The sequence below is a fragment of the Ruegeria sp. CDSA236 genome, from assembly GCF_059611285.1.
Window position 1 is genome coordinate 92,782 of the sequence record NZ_JBXWPG010000007.1, and the last position, 16,833, is coordinate 109,614.

Sequence of the window (16,833 nt, forward strand, 5' to 3'; positions counted from 1 at the left end):
CATTCTAGCGCAGATTGAGCGATTAGGAAATCACAATCGCTACAGAACAATAGCTAGAATTATAGGCAAAGCGCCGACGGACATCAGGGTTGAGACCATAACCAGCCCCGCAACCGCGTCAGAATCCGCCTCGAACCGTTCGGCCAGCAGGTATGAGGTTACGGCAACCGGCGTACACATCTGCACCACCAGAACGCCGAACGCGACGTTATCCAGATCAAACCCTTTTGCGATTGCCCATGCCAAGGCAAAACACACGACCAGTTTCAACGCCGATAGCCAGACCGCTTGCCCTAGCTTTCTGGTGGTCAGCCGCGCAATCGCAACACCAAGCGTGATCAGCATCATCGGAATCGCCATCTGTCCCAGCAGGTCCAGCGTATTGGTCACGAAGACAGGTGTTTGCCAGCCCTGCCACAGAAACAGCGCCCCCAGCAGAGTAGCCCAAACCATGGGTTCACGTGCTACCTTGCCGAAAGCGCCTTTTCCCGCCACCAGGTAGATCCCGTAAGTAAAGGAAAACAGGGCGGTAACGGCCAGAAATATCACCGCGAAACCCAAGCCTGCCTGCCCAAATGCGAAAATGGCCAGAGGCAGGCCCAGATTCCCCGTGTTGCCGAATATCAGCGGCGCCAGATAGGTGCGCCTTTCCAGCTTGCTGGCCCGGACAAATACGCCAAATGCGACCGCCAGCCCGACATGGCCTGTGATGGCGGCCAAAGTGAAACGGGTCAGCTCTCCGGGCGGGATCTGGGTTTGCATCAGGGCCACGAAAATCAGGCTGGGCACGGCGAGCGTCACCGCAAGGCGGGTCACAAATTGCAGCCTGTATTCAAAGCCAAGTTTGACCCAGGCAAACCCGATCCCCGCCAAGAGGAAGACCGGGGCCACGATTTCGAGTACTGTCAGTAAGAGGTTCACAGACTGTTTCCCATTATTTTAGATCAATGATTGGCATTCCTATGAGGAAACGGGTAGTAAGACCTTTGGGGGCAAACGTGATGCTAAAGACACAAGCAAAGTACCGGCTGGGCCAAGTCGTCCGCCACAAAAAACATCCCTTCCGAGGGGTGATTTTTGACGTGGACCCAGAGTTTTCAAATACCGAAGAATGGTATCAGGCCATTCCCGAAGACAGCAGGCCGATCAAGGATCAGCCGTTTTATCATCTGTTGGCGGAAAATGACCAATCCTTCTATGTTGCTTATGTTTCTGAACAAAATCTGATTGCTGACCAGTCCGGAGAACCGGTCGAGCATCCGGATATCCCTGATATGTTTGGTCCGTTTGAAAACGGCGCATATCCGTTGCATTTCCATTTGAACTAAAATTGGAAGCGTGGGTGAAGCCGGGCCCATACTGTCAATAACCAAGCGCGCACCCATCTTTTCGTGGATCGCTTGCGCCTTGCAAAACGCCGCTCTTCTGGATTCGGATCGCTTGAGCCCCGCCAAGAGGTGTTTCTGAAATCAAAACTTTGTGGCCGATTTCAGATAATTGTTGCGCAACATTACGCGGAATTCCGCGTTCCAGTTTCAAGACAGGTCCGTCTGCAAAGGCGCGCGGTGTGTCTATGGCCTGCTGCAGCGCAAACTCATCGTCGGTTAGTAGCGAGACCAGCTTTGCATGCCCTGTGGGCTGAAAGGCGCCACCCATCACACCGAAGGGCATCAGGATTTTGCCTTTCTGTTTCAACATGCCGGGAATGATTGTGTGCATCGGACGTTTGCCGCCGCCGAACTCGTTCGGATGGCCTGATTGCAACGTGAATCCAGACCCACGGTTTTGCAGCAGAATGCCGAATTTCTCAGAAGCGATACCGGATCCAAAGCTATGAAAGATCGAATAGATCAGCGATACCGCCATCCTGTCCCTGTCGACCACCGTGATATAAACCGTGTCCTTGTGGATGGCTTCGGTCAGTGGGGCAGCAGCGGGCATGGCATGGTTTGGATTGATAAGCTCTGCCAGCCGATCGGCTGTTGTCTGGTCCCAAAACCTGTCTGCGTGTGTCGTATGATCCGGATCGGCGATGAACCTGTTGCGGGCATCGTAGGCGAGTTTTGAGGCTTCGGCCTCGATATGCAGACGCTCTGCGGATAGCGGATCCATGGATCCGAGGTCAAAGTTCTTGAGGATATTCAGCAGCAAAAGGGCGGTTGCACCTTGGCCATTGGGCGGATGTTCCAGCAGGTCCAAGCCACGATAGTGCCCTGCGACCGGAACTGTAGGTGTGGCAGCGGTCGCGTCCAGATCTTCGGCTGTGTGTACCCCGCCCATGGCCGTCAGGGTCGAGATAATATCTTCAGCGACCTCGCCCGCGTAAAACGCCTCTCGTCCGTATTTGGCGATTCTGCGCAGCACTTCTGCCTGCCCGGCGGACCGGAACATGTCTCCGGTCTTTGGAACGTCTCCTTTCAGCAGATAGTGGTTCCTGGCTGCCCCCTGCAACGTGTTAGCACCCGGGCCCCAATCAAAAGCCACACGTGGGGCGACCGGCACGCCCTGGTCTGCATAGCGGATGGCGGGTTGCAGGATGGCGTCCAGCCCTAGTTTGCCCTCGGTTTCGGCCAGCTGGCAGAACGCCTCGACTGCGCCGGGAATGGTGACCGCATCCGGTGTATTGAGCGGAACTGCAGTCAGTCCCTTATCGCGCAAGCTGCCAGCGTTGGCTGCTGCCGGTGCCCGGCCAGAGCCGTTGAGGGCCCGAACCTCATCTTCTCCGGCGCGGTTGTACAGAACAAAGCAATCTCCGCCCAGGCCGGTCATTTGTGGTTCGCAAAATCCCAAAAGCACTGCCCCGGCGATGGCTGCGTCCATCGCGTTGCCACCTTGCTGTAGAATGCCAAGGGCCGCTTGGGCTGCCAGCGGGTGAGATGTGGCGCACATCCCTTCGGTCGAAAAAACTTCGGATCTGCCTGGTGCCTGAAAATCCCGCATTGCGCTGCCTTCCCGTGTGATCGCGCAGAAGGTATCGCGCGTCCGGGTATTGTCCAGTCAAATCAAAGGGGAAGTTCCTCGGCATCGTTCACTGGGTGGGGGCTGTGACATACGATGCCGAGGGAAGCTATCTGAGCTACAGTTAAGACTTTGATCTTTGTTTGCGGCGCTACAATGGTTCGAAAAGGGCCTTATTGTGACGTTTTATAGCCCTAATCCGGGTCGAGAAAACTGAATCGCAGTGACAACCGGTTGCAGCCTTCGCTACGGTCATAGCGGATTTCACTGGTCAGTTGGTGGATCAGAAACCATCCAAATCCCCCCTCGGGCAGGTCTTCACGTCTTTCCCCCAGAGGTGCAGGTGCACCTTCTGGTACGCGAAAGCCAGGAAGGGGATTGCCGGTATCCGAGATGAGGATTTCCAACCAGTTCTGATGCAGGCGGCAGTGTACCTTTACGCTGGCGGGCGTGGTTCCGGCATAGGCGTGTTCAACGACATTGTTAATGGCTTCGGCCAGGGCAATTCTGACATCAGCCGCTTTGTGTGCAGGCAGCCCTTTAGACGACAGTGCCTGGCTCAACTTGGCAATGCCAGAACTTGCTTCGACCTCGGTCGCAGCGAAGCTCAAATCGAAACTGATGCCGTTACACATTAGCCTAGCGCCTGTTCAGTTTCTCCTTGTGTTCAATCCGGCGCACCGGACAGTGCGTCATCCATCGTTGGGTAAAGCTTGAACACTGTGTCCATGCGGGTAAGACGAAACACCTTTTCCACAAAAGGCTGAAGACCTGCCAGATCCAGGCGCCGTTCAGCCCCGAGTTGTTTCATGGCGGCGACAATGGCGCCCAAACCACTGGAATCGATAAATTCGACGCCGCTGAGGTCCAGAACCACACGCACAGACCCACCTTCGGTTTCCGTGCGCATGTTTTCTTTGAACTGAATGGCCATTGCGGCATCAATCCGGTTGGATTGTACTGTAATTATTTGAATATTGTTGGTCGTAGTACTGGACAGGCCCATACGTGACGGTCCTTTAACTGAAATCGCTCGTAGAAATACGCTAGACGGGAATTCTTACCATTCGGTATCCATTGAATGACAAGAATTTAGGAGCGCCCAGATGAAGCAAGTTGTAATCGCCGGAGCAGCACGTACCCCGATAGGTGGATTTCAAGGAATGTTCGATGGTGTTTCTGCCGCCGATCTGGGCGGAGCCGCGATCCGGGCTGCGCTGCAGGGTGCCGGTGCTGATACGGTTGACGAAGTGCTGATGGGCTGCGTTCTGCCAGCCGGGCAGGGTCAGGCCCCTGCACGTCAGGCTGGGTTTGCAGCCGGTTTGGGCCAAGAGGTCCCGGCCACGACGCTCAACAAGATGTGCGGATCGGGGATGAAGGCTGCGATGATGGCCTTCGATCAGATCGCATTGGGCCATGCCAACACAATGATCGCAGGCGGGATGGAGAGTATGACGAACGCGCCCTACCTGTTGCCCAAAATGCGTGACGGTGCGCGCTTGGGGCACGCTCAGGTCGTCGACCACATGTTTCTGGACGGGCTGGAGGACGCCTACGACAAAGGTCGTCTGATGGGCACTTTCGCAGAAGACTGTGCCGAGGCGTTCCAGTTCACCCGCGAAGCGCAGGACGAGTACGCCCTGCAGTCCCTATCCAACGCGCTGGCCGCGCAGGACAGCGGCGCGTTCGACGGTGAAATCACTCCGGTAACCGTCCGCACAAGGAAAGGCGAGGTCACGCAGTCCGCGGACGAGCAGCCGAAAACCGCCCGCCCGGAAAAGATACCTTCGCTGAAACCGGCTTTTCGCAAGGGTGGAACGGTGACGGCGGCCAACGCGTCGTCGATCTCTGATGGGGCGGCAGCTCTGGTTCTGGCGTCAGCTGAAGCCGCCGAAGCGCAAGGTCTCTCGGTTCGGGCGCGCATTCTGGGTCATTCCAGCCATGCGCAGGCTCCGGGATTGTTCACGACTGCGCCAGTTCCCGCTGCGCAAAAGCTTTTGGCCAAAATCGGCTGGTCCAATGATGATGTGGATCTGTGGGAGGTAAACGAAGCCTTTGCCGTGGTGCCGATGGCATTCATGCATGAGATGGGTCTGACGCGTGACAAGGTAAATGTGAATGGTGGTGCATGCGCCCTGGGTCATCCTATCGGCGCCTCGGGGGCGCGTATCATGGTCACCCTGCTGAACGCGTTGGAAAAGCGGGATCTGAAACGCGGCGTGGCGGCGATCTGCATCGGTGGTGGAGAGGGCACTGCAATCGCGATTGAGCGCGTTTGACGCGGGGCCGATTCCACCATAGGTCCGGTGCTGTAGAACCTGTTTACAAGATCACTGACCGGACCCGCCCCCCATGACCGTTGATTACGATACGCTGACCAAGACAATCGTCGCCCTAACCGCAGGCGAGACAGATCAAGTTGCTCTGATGGCGACAATCGCCTGTGAAGTTCATCACGCCGATGATCGGTTTGACTGGACGGGGTTCTATCGCGTAACAGATCCGGGCATTTTGAAAATAGGCCCCTATCAGGGTGGTCACGGGTGTCTGGTTATTCCCTTCGGGCGCGGTGTCTGTGGTGCCGCGGCGCGGACCGGAAAGGTACAGTTGGTGGCGGATGTGCATGCGTTTCCAGGTCACATCGCCTGCGCCTCGTCTACGCAGTCCGAACTGGTGCTTCCGGTGCGCAATGCCTCGGGCGAGGTCATCGCGGTTTTTGACATCGACAGTGACCAGCCGGATGCGTTCACGGATGAGGACGCAGAAAAGCTGTCTGCCATATTGTCAAAGGCGTTTTCGGGCGAGTAAAGAGGGGCCTGACGCAAAATCGGCCCGTCTGTTAGACTGGAATGGACACTAATTGCGACTGGCCAAGGCATGATCCCGGACCAATTCACCACAGAGCGGCTTGCCGTCTGCCACTGGCAAGTGGAAGTCTCTGAAGCTGGTCGCCTTTCAGCGTTGACGGCCGAGTTGGCAGCCGTCCTGACACCAGCGGTTCTTGAGCCCCTGCCGCCTTCGATGCAGGTCGAAGAAACGCCCAGCGGGATGACCGACTGGATCGCGGCACGCAAGACCGAAAGCGATGTTCTTCTTGTTCGGCTAAGGCAAAATAATCAGCTGATCGGACTGCTGATACTGGCCTCAGAACCCGAAGATCAGGCCGCACCAACCATCCACCTTGGATATCTGTTTGCCGAACGAGCCTGGGGCTGTGGCTATGCAACCGAACTTGTGTCCGGCTTTATCGCGGCCTGCGGCACGAGCCGCGCCATTCGGGTTTTGGCCGGGGTCGAGCACAGCAATCCCGCCTCTGCCCGTGTGCTACAGAAATCGGGGTTCACGCGATCCTCAGCGCACTCCACCGACGATACCGATATGTATGTCTGCGACATTTCCTAGATCCCATCGGGATCTTACGTGGCTTGCGGATCAAGCCAACTACAGAATGTCAGGCAGAATTTCCGTGATTAGGAAATATGCCAGCCCGACCTGAGTCGCAAAGATCGCAAATAGCGACAGGGAAAACCGACCTTTTCGGGACTTGTGATTGAAAATCCAACGCCCGACCAGGGCACCGGGACTGCCGCCCAGTGCAGCCAGCCACAATAGCCTGCGTTCCGGAACCCGGCTTTTTCTGCGTCTGGCGCGCAGCTTGTCCCAGCCAAAGGCCAGCAAAGTCAGGCCGTTGATGACCCACAGGTATATAACCGCAATCCACATAGCTGACGGATAGCTAAATGCGTCGATTTTCCCAAGTGAAAAAATGCTTGGAATTTTCACCGATTCGCGGCATCGTGAAAAACACGAGGAAAATTTCACCAGATATCGGAGAGTTCGGTGAACAGCCAAGCCCCCCACAGTGCAACGCTCGGAGCCGACATTCGCGCATTGCGTAAGGCGCGTGGGTTGACGCTGACCGAGATCGCAGAGCGGTTGAACCGGTCGGTCGGATGGCTCAGCCAGGTTGAACGCGACAAGTCCGAACCGTCAATTTCAGACCTGCGTCAGATCGCGGAATGTCTGGGTGTGCCGATGTCCATGCTGTTCGCCCATTCTGCCGCCCCCGCCAATGAACAAGGCTATGTCGTGCGCGCCGGGTCGCGCCGCCCTATGGGGTCGGGCGAAGAAGGTCTGATCGAGGAACTGCTGTCACCCGATCTGACTGACGATTTTGAGATGGTGCATTCCACCTTTGAGCCGCATTCCAAGATGCAGAATCCGGCGGACCGCCCCACGCAAGAGGTTGGCTATGTGATTTCCGGTCAGTTGAATCTGACCATCGGCGCGCAAAGCTTTTCGGTTGGGCCCGGTGACAGTTTTCGGATCAAGAACGAACCCTATATTTGGGCGAACCCTCATGATGAGCCCGCTGTGGTCATCTGGGTCATCGCCCCTCCGGTGTACTGATGAGTTTCGAGGCCTGGACCATATTCGCGCTGTTCTGGGTGGTGTTTGTAACCACACCGGGGCCTAACGCGGTGAACTGTATCTCGAACGGGATGAGCCTGCCCTTCGCAAAAGCGATGCTGGGTGTCTTGGCGATCCTGACCCAAGCCAGCGCCTTTTTGGTTTTGTCGGCGCTTGGGGTGACGGCCTTGATCGCGGCCTCACCCACCGGATTCTTCATCGCCAAGCTGGTGGGCGCAGGGTTTCTGATCTGGCTGGGTGTCCGAGGCTGGAAGGCTGCAGCAAATCCCGCCCCTATTTCCGAACGCCCTGCACGGCATGTCTATCTGCACGCGCTGGCCGTCGCGACAATCAACCCCAAAAGCGTCGCGGGTTATCTTGCTGCATTCTCGCAATTCGTGCAGCCGGATGTGCCGATCTGGGAGCAAATGTTGGTCATCATGCCAACGGCGCTGATCATCACAACGCTCAGCTACATCGGGTTCACTCTTCTAGGTGCGCTTATGGGGCGGGCCGCGCTGGGGGCCGTGTTCAACATCTGGGTGCGCCGGGTCATGGCCACCTGTTTCATCATTTATGGCGTGTTGCTGGGCACCACCAGCGCGCCAGCAGCAAGGGGATAAGCGAAATGCATACAGGTTCCTGTCTGTGCGGCTCGGTTGCGTTCAAGATCGAAGGCGATCTTCCTGCCGCCTCGGCCTGCCATTGCGGTCAATGCCGCAAACAGTCGGGTCATGTCTGGGCCTCGACCTCGGCCCATCAAGACGACATCACCTTCACCGCCAGCGATACGCTGAGCTGGTTTCGTGCTTCCGACATCGCCCGACGGGGATTTTGCAACGCCTGCGGCTCTTACCTGTTCTGGCAGCATAAGGACGAAGACCGGATTGCCATTGCTATGGGGGCGCTAGATGCACCCACCGGACTGACCCTCGCCCGCCATATCTTTGTGGCTGACAAAGGCGATTATTACAACATCACGGACGATCTGCCTCAAGAGGCACAGTAACAGGGACTGAAAGACATGAGTGATTTTCCGACAAAAGCCCGCGTGGTTATTATCGGTGGCGGAGTGGTGGGGACATCGTCCCTGTTTCATCTGGCCAAAAAGGGCTGGACCGATTGTGTTCTGCTAGAGAAAAACGAGCTGACCGCCGGGTCGACCTGGCATGCAGCTGGCAACGTGCCGACCTTTTCGACCTCTTGGGCGATCATGAACATGCAGCGCTATTCGACCGAGCTTTATGCGCGGCTGGGTGAAGAGGTCGACTATCCGATGAACTATCACCAGTCCGGCTCAATCCGGTTGGCCCATTCGAAAGAGCGGGTGCAGGAGTTCGAGCGGGCAATGGCGATGGGCCGTTATCAGGGCATCGAGATGGAGATGTGGTCACCCGAACAAGCCAAAGAGCATTACCCGTTCCTGGAAACTCATGACCTTGAGGGTGTTCTGTTCGACCCGACCGATGGCGATATCGACCCGGCGCAGTTGACCCAGGCACTGGCCAAGGGTGCGCGCGACATGGGGGCGAAGATCCTGCGTTTCTGCCCGGCCACGGGTGTGACCCAGAAGGAAGACAAGACCTGGATCGTGCATACTGACAAGGGCGATATCGAAGCGGACCACGTGGTCAATGCCGCCGGGTATTACGCCCAGCGTGTGGGTGAATGGTTCAAACCCTTCGGCGGTCGCACCGTTCCGGCCATGGTGATGAGCCACCAGTACCTGCTGACCGACGAAGTGCCAGAGATCGAGGAATGGTCCAAGGCCAATGGCGGTAAAAAGCTGCCGCTGCTGCGCGACGTGGATATCTCGTATTACCTTCGGCAGGAGAAGAACGGATTCAACCTCGGCCCCTATGAGCCCAACTGCAAGGGCCACTGGATGACCGAGGATGATCCGATGCCCGAGGATTTCAGTTTCCAGCTATGGAATGACGATCTGGACCGGATCGAAGACATCGTCACCGACGCGATGGAGCGGGTGCCGCTGATGGGGACCTCGGGTGTGGGTCGGGTGATCAACGGACCCATCCCCTACGCGCCGGACGGGCTGCCGCTGGTTGGCCCGATGCCGGGCGTGACCAACGCGTTTGAGGCGCATACCTTTACCTTCGGCATCGCGCAGGGCGGTGGTGCCGGCAAGGTGCTGGCCGAATGGATCGTCGATGGCGCAACTGAGTGGGATATGTGGGCCGTCGATCCGCGCCGTTACACCGATTACACCGATCAGGATTACTGCAACCAGAAGGGGCTTGAGGTCTATGGCAACGAATACGCCATGCATTTCCCGCACCATGAATGGCCCGCCGCGCGCGACAAAAAGCTGTCGCCTGTCCACACCAAGGTCAAGGAATTGGGCGGCGTGATGGGGCCCTATAACGGCTGGGAACGCGCCAACTGGTTTGCGCAACCGGGCGACGATACCTCTGAAGAAGCGACCCATACCTGGGGCCGTTCGGGGCCATGGGAGAAGCGGATCAAGGAAGAGTGCGAGGCTGTCCGTGATCATTGCGGCGTATTGGACTTGCCCGGATTTTCGCGTTTCATCGTAAAAGGTGAGGGTGCCGCCGAGGCGCTGCGGTCGCTGGTCACCGGCGGTTTGCCCAAGGTGGGTCGCATCAACCTGGTCTATATCTCAGATGGTCGCGGCCGGATCCTGACCGAAATGTCCTGTATCCGCCTCGGCGATGACGAGTTCGTCATGATCACGGCCGCTACAGCGCAATGGCATGACCGCGATATCCTGACCGAGGCAATGCCCACTGGCGTCACCGTCGAGGATGTCACCACCACTCGTGACACGCTGATCGTGACAGGTCCAAAATCGCGCGACATTCTGGCGGGGCTGAGCGATGCGGACCTGTCCAGCGGCTGGCTGACCCATCAATCCGCCACCGTCGCAGGCCAGCCCGCCTTCCTGATCCGCGTCTCGTTTGCAGGAGAACTTGGCTGGGAGGTTCACGCGCTGAACGACCATATGCCCGCGATCTATGGAGCGATCCTTGACGCTGGTGCCAAACCGTTCGGGATGTACGCCCTGAACTCTCTGCGCATCGAAAAGGGTTATCGGGCTTGGAAAGGCGATCTGTCCACTGATTACTCTCTGTTGGAAGGCGGGTTGGAACGGTTCGTCAAACTTGACAAACCGCAGGACTTCCCCGGCAAGGCCGCGATCCTGAACGAAAAGCAGCAGGGCGTGAAAAAGGCGTTTGCCACCATGCTGGTCGATGCTGGTGACGCGGACGCGCCCTATATGTCCTGTATCTGGCACAACGGCGAGATCGTTGGCGAAACCACCTCGGGCGCGTGGGGGTACCGCGTTGGTCAATCCGTTGCCCTGGGCATGATCCGTCCTGAACTGGCGGTGACAGGCACCGAGCTTGAGGTTGAAATCTTCGGTGAAAAGCGGCGCGCCGTGGTACAGGACGATAAACCGCTCTGGGATCCAGAAAACGAGCGGCTGCGCGCCTGATCGCCCGAAGGAGACCTGCATGAGCACGCGTTATTCAAAACTGGGGCCCGGAGAGGGCCTCAATTACGACTGGGAAAATGACCACACATTTGTGAAGGTTTCGACCCGGGATACTGATGGCGCCTATACGCTCATGGAAGACAATCTGAAGGCCAGCTTTGCACTTGGCCTTCATCGCCATGAAACCCATGCCGAAAGCTTCTATTTTCTGGAAGGCGAAGTGGACTTCTACGTTGATGGCGACTGGCATCGCTGTGGGCCGGGCAGCACGATGCATGTGCCGCCCGGTATGCCGCATGCCTGCCGCGTTGCTGGTAAAGCACCAGCCAAGATGCTGATGATTTTCCAGCCTGCCGGTTTTGACGGCTTCCTTGCTGAGCTGGCCAAGATGACCGAGGCGGACTTCGCCGATGAGGTGAAAATGGCCGAATTGAACGCGCGGTATGACATTGTCCCGATGGGCTCTGTGCCGCCTCATCCCGATGACGAGGTTTGATCATGACACTGCCTAAAACGATGTCCGGTGTATTCCTGACCTGTCACGGCGGGCCCGAGGCGCTGGAATGGCGTGACGATATACCCGTCCCAACCCCTGCGCCGGGGCAGGTTCTGGTCCGTGTGGCCGCAGCCGGGGTGAACAACACCGATATCAACACCCGTATCGGCTGGTATTCCTCAGACGTGACCGGCGCCACAGATGCCGTGGATCAAGAGGTCGAAGCCGGAGGCTGGGGCGGCGCGTTGAACTTCCCGCGCATTCAGGGCGGCGACCTTTGCGGCATCGTCGAAATCGCGGGGCCCGAGACTGGGTTCACCCCGGGCCAGCGCGTGACCTGTCCGATCAACCTGCCACGTCCGCGACCGGGCAACCCGACAGGCTTCATCGTGCTTGGGTCCGAGATTGACGGCGCCTTTGCGCAATATTGTTTGGTGCAGGCCGATGACCTTTATGATGTCAGCGCCTCACCCCTGTCCGACATTGAAATCGCTGCCATCCCCTGCGCCTTTGGAACCGCCGAGGCTATGCTGGTGCGGGCCGGTGTGACTGCCGGACAAAAGGTGCTGATCACCGGGGCGTCGGGCGGTGTGGGCCTTGCCGCCGTGCAACTGGCGGCGCTGCGCGGTGCCTCGGTCTGGGGCGTGACCGGTGCGGCCAAGGCCGAAGCGGTGAAAAGCCAGGGCGCGACCGCCACGTTCGACCGGGATGCGTCGCTGCCCACCGACATGTTCGACGTGGTCATTGACGTGGTGGGCGGGCCTGCATGGGCTGATCTGATCCTGGCGCTGAAACCCGGCGGTCACTATGCCGTTGCGGGTGCGATTGCTGGCCCGATTGTTCAAGCCGATCTGCGGGATATCTATCTGCGCGACATTACCATTCACGGTAGCACCCATCAGCCGTTCGAGGTCTTCGGTCGCCTGGTCGAACTGATCAATGCGGGGCGGATCAAGCCGCTGATTTCAAAAACCTATCCGCTGAAAGACATTGCGACGGCGCAAGAGGATTTTCAGTCAAAAACGTTTCCGGGAAAACTGGTTCTGGTTCCCTGAGGAGGTTCATTGATGGCAGACATAACCCTTCTGGATGGGTCTATCGGGCAGGAACTGGTCAAACGCAGCGGCGATGCGCCGACGCCTTTGTGGTCGACCCGGGTGATGATGGACCATCCCGAGTTGGTCGGGGATGTGCATGCGGATTATTTCTCACGCGGTGCGACTGTGGCCACGACAAATACCTATGCTGTTCACCGGTCGCGTCTGGACCGTGTCGGCTTGGGTGATCAGCTGCCAGATCTGATCGAGGCGGCCCTGTCGCAGGCCGAGCGTGCGCGCCCGGCGGGTAGGCGCATCGCTGGGGCTTTGGGTCCGCTTCTCGCCTCTTACCGGCCGGACCTGAATCCAGAGGTCGAAGAGGCGGCAGAGAAATTCTCCGAACTGGTGGCGATGATGGCAGATCGCGTTGATCTGTTCCTGATCGAAACCGTGTCGTCGGTGCAAGAGGCCGAAGGCGCGTTGCGTGGAACGGAACAGGCAGACAAGCCGGTCTGGCTGGCGCTGTCCGTGGTGGATGATGATGGGACGCGGCTGCGGTCGGGTGAGCCATTGTCGGGAATAGCATCTTTGGTTGATCGCTTTACGCCTGAGGCCGTGCTGATCAACTGCTCACGCCCGGAGGCGGTGCCTGCTGCGCTGAATATTATCGCTACCTTCGGGCGTCCGTTTGGGGCATATGCCAATGGCTTCACCGGGATTACCCAGGAATTTCTGCAAGACGCCCCAACCGTTGATGCGCTGCAACAGCGCCACGACCTTGGGCCGGATGAATATGCTGATCAGGCGATGGGGTGGGTGGCGCAGGGTGCAACTATCATCGGCGGATGCTGCGAAGTCGGTCCCGATCACATTCAGCGACTGGCAGATCGGCTATGCGCTGCTGGCCACAGCATCGTCTGAAGGGGGGTAAAGATGCGGCAACGACCAGATAGCTTGACCGACAAGGCGCAGACACATTTCGATGTTCTGGTCGCGCCAGGCTATGTGCTGTTGGAACTTGCCGCATTGATTGAGGTTCTGAGGCTGGCCAACCGCGTCTGCCCCAACCCGCCCTTCAGCTTTACCTATCGGTCTCTGAAAGGTGGGCCCGTTGCCAGCAGCAGCGATGCGACGGTCCAAACTGAACCCGTATCAACCCATCCCAAGGCGGATTATCTGTTTGTGATCGGAAATTCCGACCCTGACCACCCCGATCTGTCCATCGGACGGGTTGTATCGGACTATACGTTCCGAGGTGCTCAGGTCTTTTTGCTGGCCGAAGCTGCCAGCCGCTATATCGACGAATTCGGCTCCGCAGACATGGCGACCCATTGGGAAAACGCCTCTTTCCTGAGTGAACGCGGGGCCCGGTTCGAGGCGAAGCTGTCGATAGCCACAGAACAGGGCCAGGTCGTGACCTGCGCAGGGATGGAGGCGACAACCGATATTGCTTTGTCCGTGATCGGACGCCACATCTCAGGGCCTGCCAAGATGACGGTGGCCAATATCATGCTGCACGAAAACATCCGCGACTTTTCATCGATGCAGCCTTTCTCGGGGGCGCAACTGACAGCTACTGGGGACGCCAAGCTGGATCAATGTATCAAGCTGATGCAGGCCAATATCGAAGACCCCTTACCCATCCAGCAAATTGTCGAGGCGTTAAATCTTTCGAACCGATCGCTTGAGCGAAAATTCAAAGCTTTCTTTGGCACCAGTCCAAACGGTTTCTATCGCGAGATGCGGCTGGCGAAGGCTAACAACCTGCTGCTGAACACCACGATGAGCGTTCGGGAAATCGGTCTGGCCTGCGGCTTTCCGAACGGTTTCTCCTCGGTTTACAAAAGCTTTTTCGGGGTCACGCCCTTTGTTCTGAGACGCGAAAGACGGGCTGCGTCACATAGGTGAAAATCGCCCATAACATGACGCTTTTGGTGCATTTATTGTCGATCTTCCATGGCAACGTGCCCAAAACCTGATTCAGCGGAGACCTCAGGATGGTTGATCTTCCAAACAAAGCCCGAGTTGTCATCATCGGCGGCGGCGTCATCGGATGCTCGGTCGCCTATCATCTGACCAAGAAAGGTTGGAGTGATGTTGTGCTGCTTGAACGCAAGCAGTTGACCAGCGGCACCACATGGCATGCGGCGGGTCTGATCGCTCAGCTGCGGGCCTCGTCCAACATGACCAAACTGGCGAAATACACGCAGGAGCTTTACGGCGCGCTGGAAGAGGAAACCGGTGTGTCCACCGGGCTTAGGCGCTGTGGATCGATCACCGTGGCGCTGACCGAGGAACGCCGTGAAGAGATCTATCGCCTGGCCGCCATGGCCCGCGCCTTTGGCGTCGAGGTCGAAGAGATTTCCAATGACCGCGTCAAAGAGATGTATCCGCATCTGAATGTCGAAGACGTCAAGGGCGCGGTCTATCTTCCGCTGGACGGGCAGGGTGACCCGGCCAATATCGCGCTGGCCCTGGCTAAGGGCGCGCGGCAACGCGGTGCCATTACCAAGGAACGAGTGAAGGTCACCGACATCACTAAACAAGGTCGCACTGTGACCGGTGTGGACTGGGTTGCCGATGACGGCAGCGCTTCGGGTCATATTGAATGCGACATGGTGGTGAACTGTGCCGGCATGTGGGGGCATGAGGTTGGCCGCATGGCCGGTGTGAACGTCCCGCTGCACGCCTGCGAACATTTCTACATCGTCACCGAAGGCATTGACGGACTTTCGCAACTGCCGGTTCTGCGAGTGCCCGATGAATGCGCCTATTACAAGGAAGATGCCGGTAAAATCCTGCTGGGCGCGTTTGAGCCTAATGCCAAACCTTGGGCGATGAAGGGCATCCCGGACAGTTTCGAATTCGATCAGCTGCCCGAAGATTTTGATCATTTTGAGCCCATTCTAGAAGCGGCGTGTAACCGGATGCCGATGTTGGCCGAGGCGGGCATTCATACCTTTTTCAACGGCCCTGAATCCTTTACTCCGGATGACGCTTATCATCTGGGTCTCGCGCCCGAGATGGACAATGTCTGGGTCGCAGCGGGCTTCAACTCGATCGGCATTCAATCTGCGGGCGGTGCGGGCATGGCGCTGGCGGAATGGATGGATAGCGGCGAGAAACCGTTTGATCTGGGCGATGTGGATATCAGCCGGATGCAGCCGTTTCAGGGCAATAAGCAATATCTGTTTGAGCGTTCGAAAGAGACGCTGGGCCTGCTTTATGCCGACCACTACCCCTATCGCCAGAAAGCCACTGCGCGCGGTGTTCGGCGCACCCCGTTCCATCACCATCTGAAAGAGCAGGGCGCGGTGTTTGGTGAACTGGCGGGCTGGGAGCGTGCAAACTGGTACGCAAATCCGGGGCAGGAGCGCGAATACCAGTACAGTTGGAAACGTCAGAATTGGTTCGAGAACTCAGCTGCTGAACACCGCGCGGTGCGCGAGAATGTTGGCATGTACGACATGTCTTCTTTTGGCAAGATTCGCGTTGAAGGACCGGATGCCGAGGCGTTCATGAACTATATCGGGGGCGGCGATTATTCGGTGCCGAACGGCAAGATCGTCTATACCCAGTTCCTAAACCGCACCGGCGGGATCGAGGCGGATGTGACGGTGACCCGTCTGACCGAGACCGCCTATCTGGTCGTGACCCCGGCGGCGACGCGGCTGGCGGATCAGACCTGGATGATGCGCCATGTGGGTAGCTTCAACGTGGTCATAACCGATGTTACCGCTGGCGAAGGCGTTTTGGCCGTGATGGGCCCCAATGCGCGGGCTTTGCTGGAAAAGGTCTCGCCGGCGGATTTCTCGAACGCGACCAACCCCTTTGGCACCGCACAAGAGATCGAGATCGGCATGGGCCTGGCCCGCGCTCATCGGGTGACCTATGTGGGCGAGCTGGGATGGGAGATCTACATGTCCGCCGATATGGCGGGCCATGTGTTCGAAACGCTGCATGAGGCCGGTCAGGACATGGACCTGAAACTCTGTGGCATGCACATGATGGACAGTTGCCGGATCGAAAAGGGCTTTCGCCATTTTGGTCATGACATCACGTGCGAGGACAACGTCGTGGATGCCGGGCTTGGTTTTGCGATCAAGGTGGACAAAGGCTGTGACTTTATCGGGCGCGAAGCAGTGATTGCCCGCAAGGAAAGCGGGCCCAAAAACCGTCTGGTTCAGTTCCGCCTGACCGACCCGGAACCGCTGTTGTTCCATAATGAACCGATCGTGCGGGACGGGGAATATGTCGGTTATCTCAGCTCGGGCAATTATGGTCATACTTTGGGTGGCGCTATCGGTATGGGCTATGTGCCCTGCGAGGGTGAGAAGGCGGCGGATGTTCTGGGGTCAACCTATGAGATCGACGTGTGCGGCGTGAAGGTAATGGCCGAGGCGTCGTTGAAACCGATGTACGATCCGAAATCCGAACGCGTCAAAGTGTAATCAAAT

The 16,833-nt window shown here is 57.9% G+C and carries 18 protein-coding genes; 13 read left to right on the forward strand and 5 right to left on the reverse strand.

The features are described 5' to 3' along the window. Positions 1-39: 39 nt before the first annotated feature. Entirely contained in the window at positions 40-921 is an 882-nt protein-coding gene (locus tag AC2FLB_RS12925; protein WP_496677830.1) for an AEC family transporter, read from the reverse strand. A gap of 80 nt (positions 922-1,001) precedes the next feature. Between AC2FLB_RS12925 and hspQ the strand changes: the two genes are divergently transcribed. Beyond that, positions 1,002-1,328 (forward strand): heat shock protein HspQ, encoded by a 327-nt coding sequence (gene hspQ, locus AC2FLB_RS12930; protein ID WP_142637073.1) that lies wholly within the window; start codon positions 1,002-1,004, stop codon positions 1,326-1,328. A gap of 34 nt (positions 1,329-1,362) precedes the next feature. Here the strand turns inward: hspQ and AC2FLB_RS12935 are convergent, their stop codons facing one another. The 3 genes from AC2FLB_RS12935 to AC2FLB_RS12945 all read right to left on the reverse strand — a co-directional run bounded on the left by AC2FLB_RS12935 (position 1,363) and on the right by AC2FLB_RS12945 (position 3,964). After that, positions 1,363-2,940: a gamma-glutamyltransferase family protein gene (locus tag AC2FLB_RS12935; RefSeq protein WP_496709391.1), complete on the reverse strand. Its 1,578-nt coding sequence runs from the start codon at positions 2,938-2,940 to the stop codon at positions 1,363-1,365. Between the two features lie 212 nt (positions 2,941-3,152). After that, entirely contained in the window at positions 3,153-3,593 is a 441-nt protein-coding gene (locus tag AC2FLB_RS12940; RefSeq protein WP_496694160.1) for an ATP-binding protein, read from the reverse strand. A gap of 32 nt (positions 3,594-3,625) precedes the next feature. After that, positions 3,626-3,964 carry an STAS domain-containing protein gene (locus AC2FLB_RS12945; protein ID WP_496703315.1) on the reverse strand — a complete coding sequence of 113 codons (339 nt, stop codon included), beginning with the start codon at positions 3,962-3,964 and terminating at the stop codon, positions 3,626-3,628. 100 nt (positions 3,965-4,064) lie between these two features. Between AC2FLB_RS12945 and AC2FLB_RS12950 the strand changes: the two genes are divergently transcribed. The 3 genes from AC2FLB_RS12950 (at position 4,065) to AC2FLB_RS12960 (ending at position 6,360) form a co-directional block, all read left to right on the forward strand. Beyond that, positions 4,065-5,237: a thiolase family protein gene (locus tag AC2FLB_RS12950; RefSeq protein WP_496709392.1), complete on the forward strand. Its 1,173-nt coding sequence runs from the start codon at positions 4,065-4,067 to the stop codon at positions 5,235-5,237. 73 nt (positions 5,238-5,310) lie between these two features. Then, a complete protein-coding gene (locus AC2FLB_RS12955; RefSeq protein ID WP_496692509.1) occupies positions 5,311-5,766 on the forward strand; it encodes a GAF domain-containing protein in 456 nt (151 codons plus the stop codon). Positions 5,767-5,835: 69 nt separating this feature from the next. Then, complete coding sequence (locus AC2FLB_RS12960) at positions 5,836-6,360, forward strand: GNAT family N-acetyltransferase (RefSeq protein ID WP_496697618.1); 525 nt, start codon at positions 5,836-5,838, stop codon at positions 6,358-6,360. A gap of 39 nt (positions 6,361-6,399) precedes the next feature. Here AC2FLB_RS12960 and AC2FLB_RS12965 read toward each other — a convergent pair whose 3' ends face one another. Beyond that, entirely contained in the window at positions 6,400-6,681 is a 282-nt protein-coding gene (locus AC2FLB_RS12965) for a DUF1294 domain-containing protein (RefSeq protein ID WP_496692507.1), read from the reverse strand. Positions 6,682-6,798: 117 nt separating this feature from the next. On the opposite strand from AC2FLB_RS12965, the gene AC2FLB_RS12970 reads away from it, so the two are divergent. The 9 genes from AC2FLB_RS12970 (at position 6,799) to AC2FLB_RS13010 (ending at position 16,827) form a co-directional block, all read left to right on the forward strand. Beyond that, positions 6,799-7,368 (forward strand): helix-turn-helix domain-containing protein, encoded by a 570-nt coding sequence (locus AC2FLB_RS12970; protein WP_142637059.1) that lies wholly within the window; start codon positions 6,799-6,801, stop codon positions 7,366-7,368. Then, positions 7,368-7,991 carry a LysE family translocator gene (locus AC2FLB_RS12975; protein ID WP_281973074.1) on the forward strand — a complete coding sequence of 208 codons (624 nt, stop codon included), beginning with the start codon at positions 7,368-7,370 and terminating at the stop codon, positions 7,989-7,991. Before AC2FLB_RS12970 ends, AC2FLB_RS12975 begins: the two co-directional genes overlap by 1 nt. 5 nt (positions 7,992-7,996) lie before the next feature. Beyond that, on the forward strand, positions 7,997-8,377 hold the full coding sequence (locus AC2FLB_RS12980) for a GFA family protein (protein ID WP_496697623.1): 381 nt from the start codon (positions 7,997-7,999) through the stop codon (positions 8,375-8,377). A 15-nt stretch (positions 8,378-8,392) separates the two neighbouring features. Further along, positions 8,393-10,843, forward strand: a complete 2,451-nt coding sequence (locus AC2FLB_RS12985; RefSeq protein ID WP_496709393.1) for a GcvT family protein — start codon at positions 8,393-8,395, stop codon at positions 10,841-10,843. A 19-nt stretch (positions 10,844-10,862) separates the two neighbouring features. After that, positions 10,863-11,339 carry a cupin domain-containing protein gene (locus tag AC2FLB_RS12990; RefSeq protein ID WP_281973075.1) on the forward strand — a complete coding sequence of 159 codons (477 nt, stop codon included), beginning with the start codon at positions 10,863-10,865 and terminating at the stop codon, positions 11,337-11,339. A gap of 2 nt (positions 11,340-11,341) precedes the next feature. Continuing rightward, a complete protein-coding gene (locus tag AC2FLB_RS12995; RefSeq protein WP_496709394.1) occupies positions 11,342-12,394 on the forward strand; it encodes an alcohol dehydrogenase family protein in 1,053 nt (350 codons plus the stop codon). A 12-nt stretch (positions 12,395-12,406) separates the two neighbouring features. Beyond that, entirely contained in the window at positions 12,407-13,297 is an 891-nt protein-coding gene (locus AC2FLB_RS13000) for a homocysteine S-methyltransferase family protein (RefSeq protein WP_496703328.1), read from the forward strand. A gap of 12 nt (positions 13,298-13,309) precedes the next feature. Further along, positions 13,310-14,284 carry a GlxA family transcriptional regulator gene (locus AC2FLB_RS13005; protein WP_496703330.1) on the forward strand — a complete coding sequence of 325 codons (975 nt, stop codon included), beginning with the start codon at positions 13,310-13,312 and terminating at the stop codon, positions 14,282-14,284. Between the two features lie 89 nt (positions 14,285-14,373). After that, on the forward strand, positions 14,374-16,827 hold the full coding sequence (locus tag AC2FLB_RS13010) for a GcvT family protein (protein WP_496709395.1): 2,454 nt from the start codon (positions 14,374-14,376) through the stop codon (positions 16,825-16,827). Positions 16,828-16,833 lie beyond the last annotated feature (6 nt).

Coding starts and splice junctions, on each gene's coding strand:
- hspQ (WP_142637073.1), top strand. CDS start 1,002: ATGCTAAAGACACAAGCAAAGTACCGGCTGGGCCAAGTCGTCCGCCAC.
- AC2FLB_RS12985 (WP_496709393.1), top strand. CDS start 8,393: ATGAGTGATTTTCCGACAAAAGCCCGCGTGGTTATTATCGGTGGCGGA.
- AC2FLB_RS12975 (WP_281973074.1), top strand. CDS start 7,368: ATGAGTTTCGAGGCCTGGACCATATTCGCGCTGTTCTGGGTGGTGTTT.
- AC2FLB_RS13010 (WP_496709395.1), top strand. CDS start 14,374: ATGGTTGATCTTCCAAACAAAGCCCGAGTTGTCATCATCGGCGGCGGC.
- AC2FLB_RS12955 (WP_496692509.1), top strand. CDS start 5,311: ATGACCGTTGATTACGATACGCTGACCAAGACAATCGTCGCCCTAACC.
- AC2FLB_RS12990 (WP_281973075.1), top strand. CDS start 10,863: ATGAGCACGCGTTATTCAAAACTGGGGCCCGGAGAGGGCCTCAATTAC.
- AC2FLB_RS12935 (WP_496709391.1), bottom strand. CDS start 2,940: ATGCGGGATTTTCAGGCACCAGGCAGATCCGAAGTTTTTTCGACCGAA.
- AC2FLB_RS12980 (WP_496697623.1), top strand. CDS start 7,997: ATGCATACAGGTTCCTGTCTGTGCGGCTCGGTTGCGTTCAAGATCGAA.
- AC2FLB_RS13000 (WP_496703328.1), top strand. CDS start 12,407: ATGGCAGACATAACCCTTCTGGATGGGTCTATCGGGCAGGAACTGGTC.
- AC2FLB_RS12940 (WP_496694160.1), bottom strand. CDS start 3,593: ATGTGTAACGGCATCAGTTTCGATTTGAGCTTCGCTGCGACCGAGGTC.
- AC2FLB_RS12965 (WP_496692507.1), bottom strand. CDS start 6,681: ATGTGGATTGCGGTTATATACCTGTGGGTCATCAACGGCCTGACTTTG.
- AC2FLB_RS12945 (WP_496703315.1), bottom strand. CDS start 3,964: ATGGGCCTGTCCAGTACTACGACCAACAATATTCAAATAATTACAGTA.
- AC2FLB_RS12950 (WP_496709392.1), top strand. CDS start 4,065: ATGAAGCAAGTTGTAATCGCCGGAGCAGCACGTACCCCGATAGGTGGA.
- AC2FLB_RS12960 (WP_496697618.1), top strand. CDS start 5,836: ATGATCCCGGACCAATTCACCACAGAGCGGCTTGCCGTCTGCCACTGG.
- AC2FLB_RS13005 (WP_496703330.1), top strand. CDS start 13,310: ATGCGGCAACGACCAGATAGCTTGACCGACAAGGCGCAGACACATTTC.
- AC2FLB_RS12995 (WP_496709394.1), top strand. CDS start 11,342: ATGACACTGCCTAAAACGATGTCCGGTGTATTCCTGACCTGTCACGGC.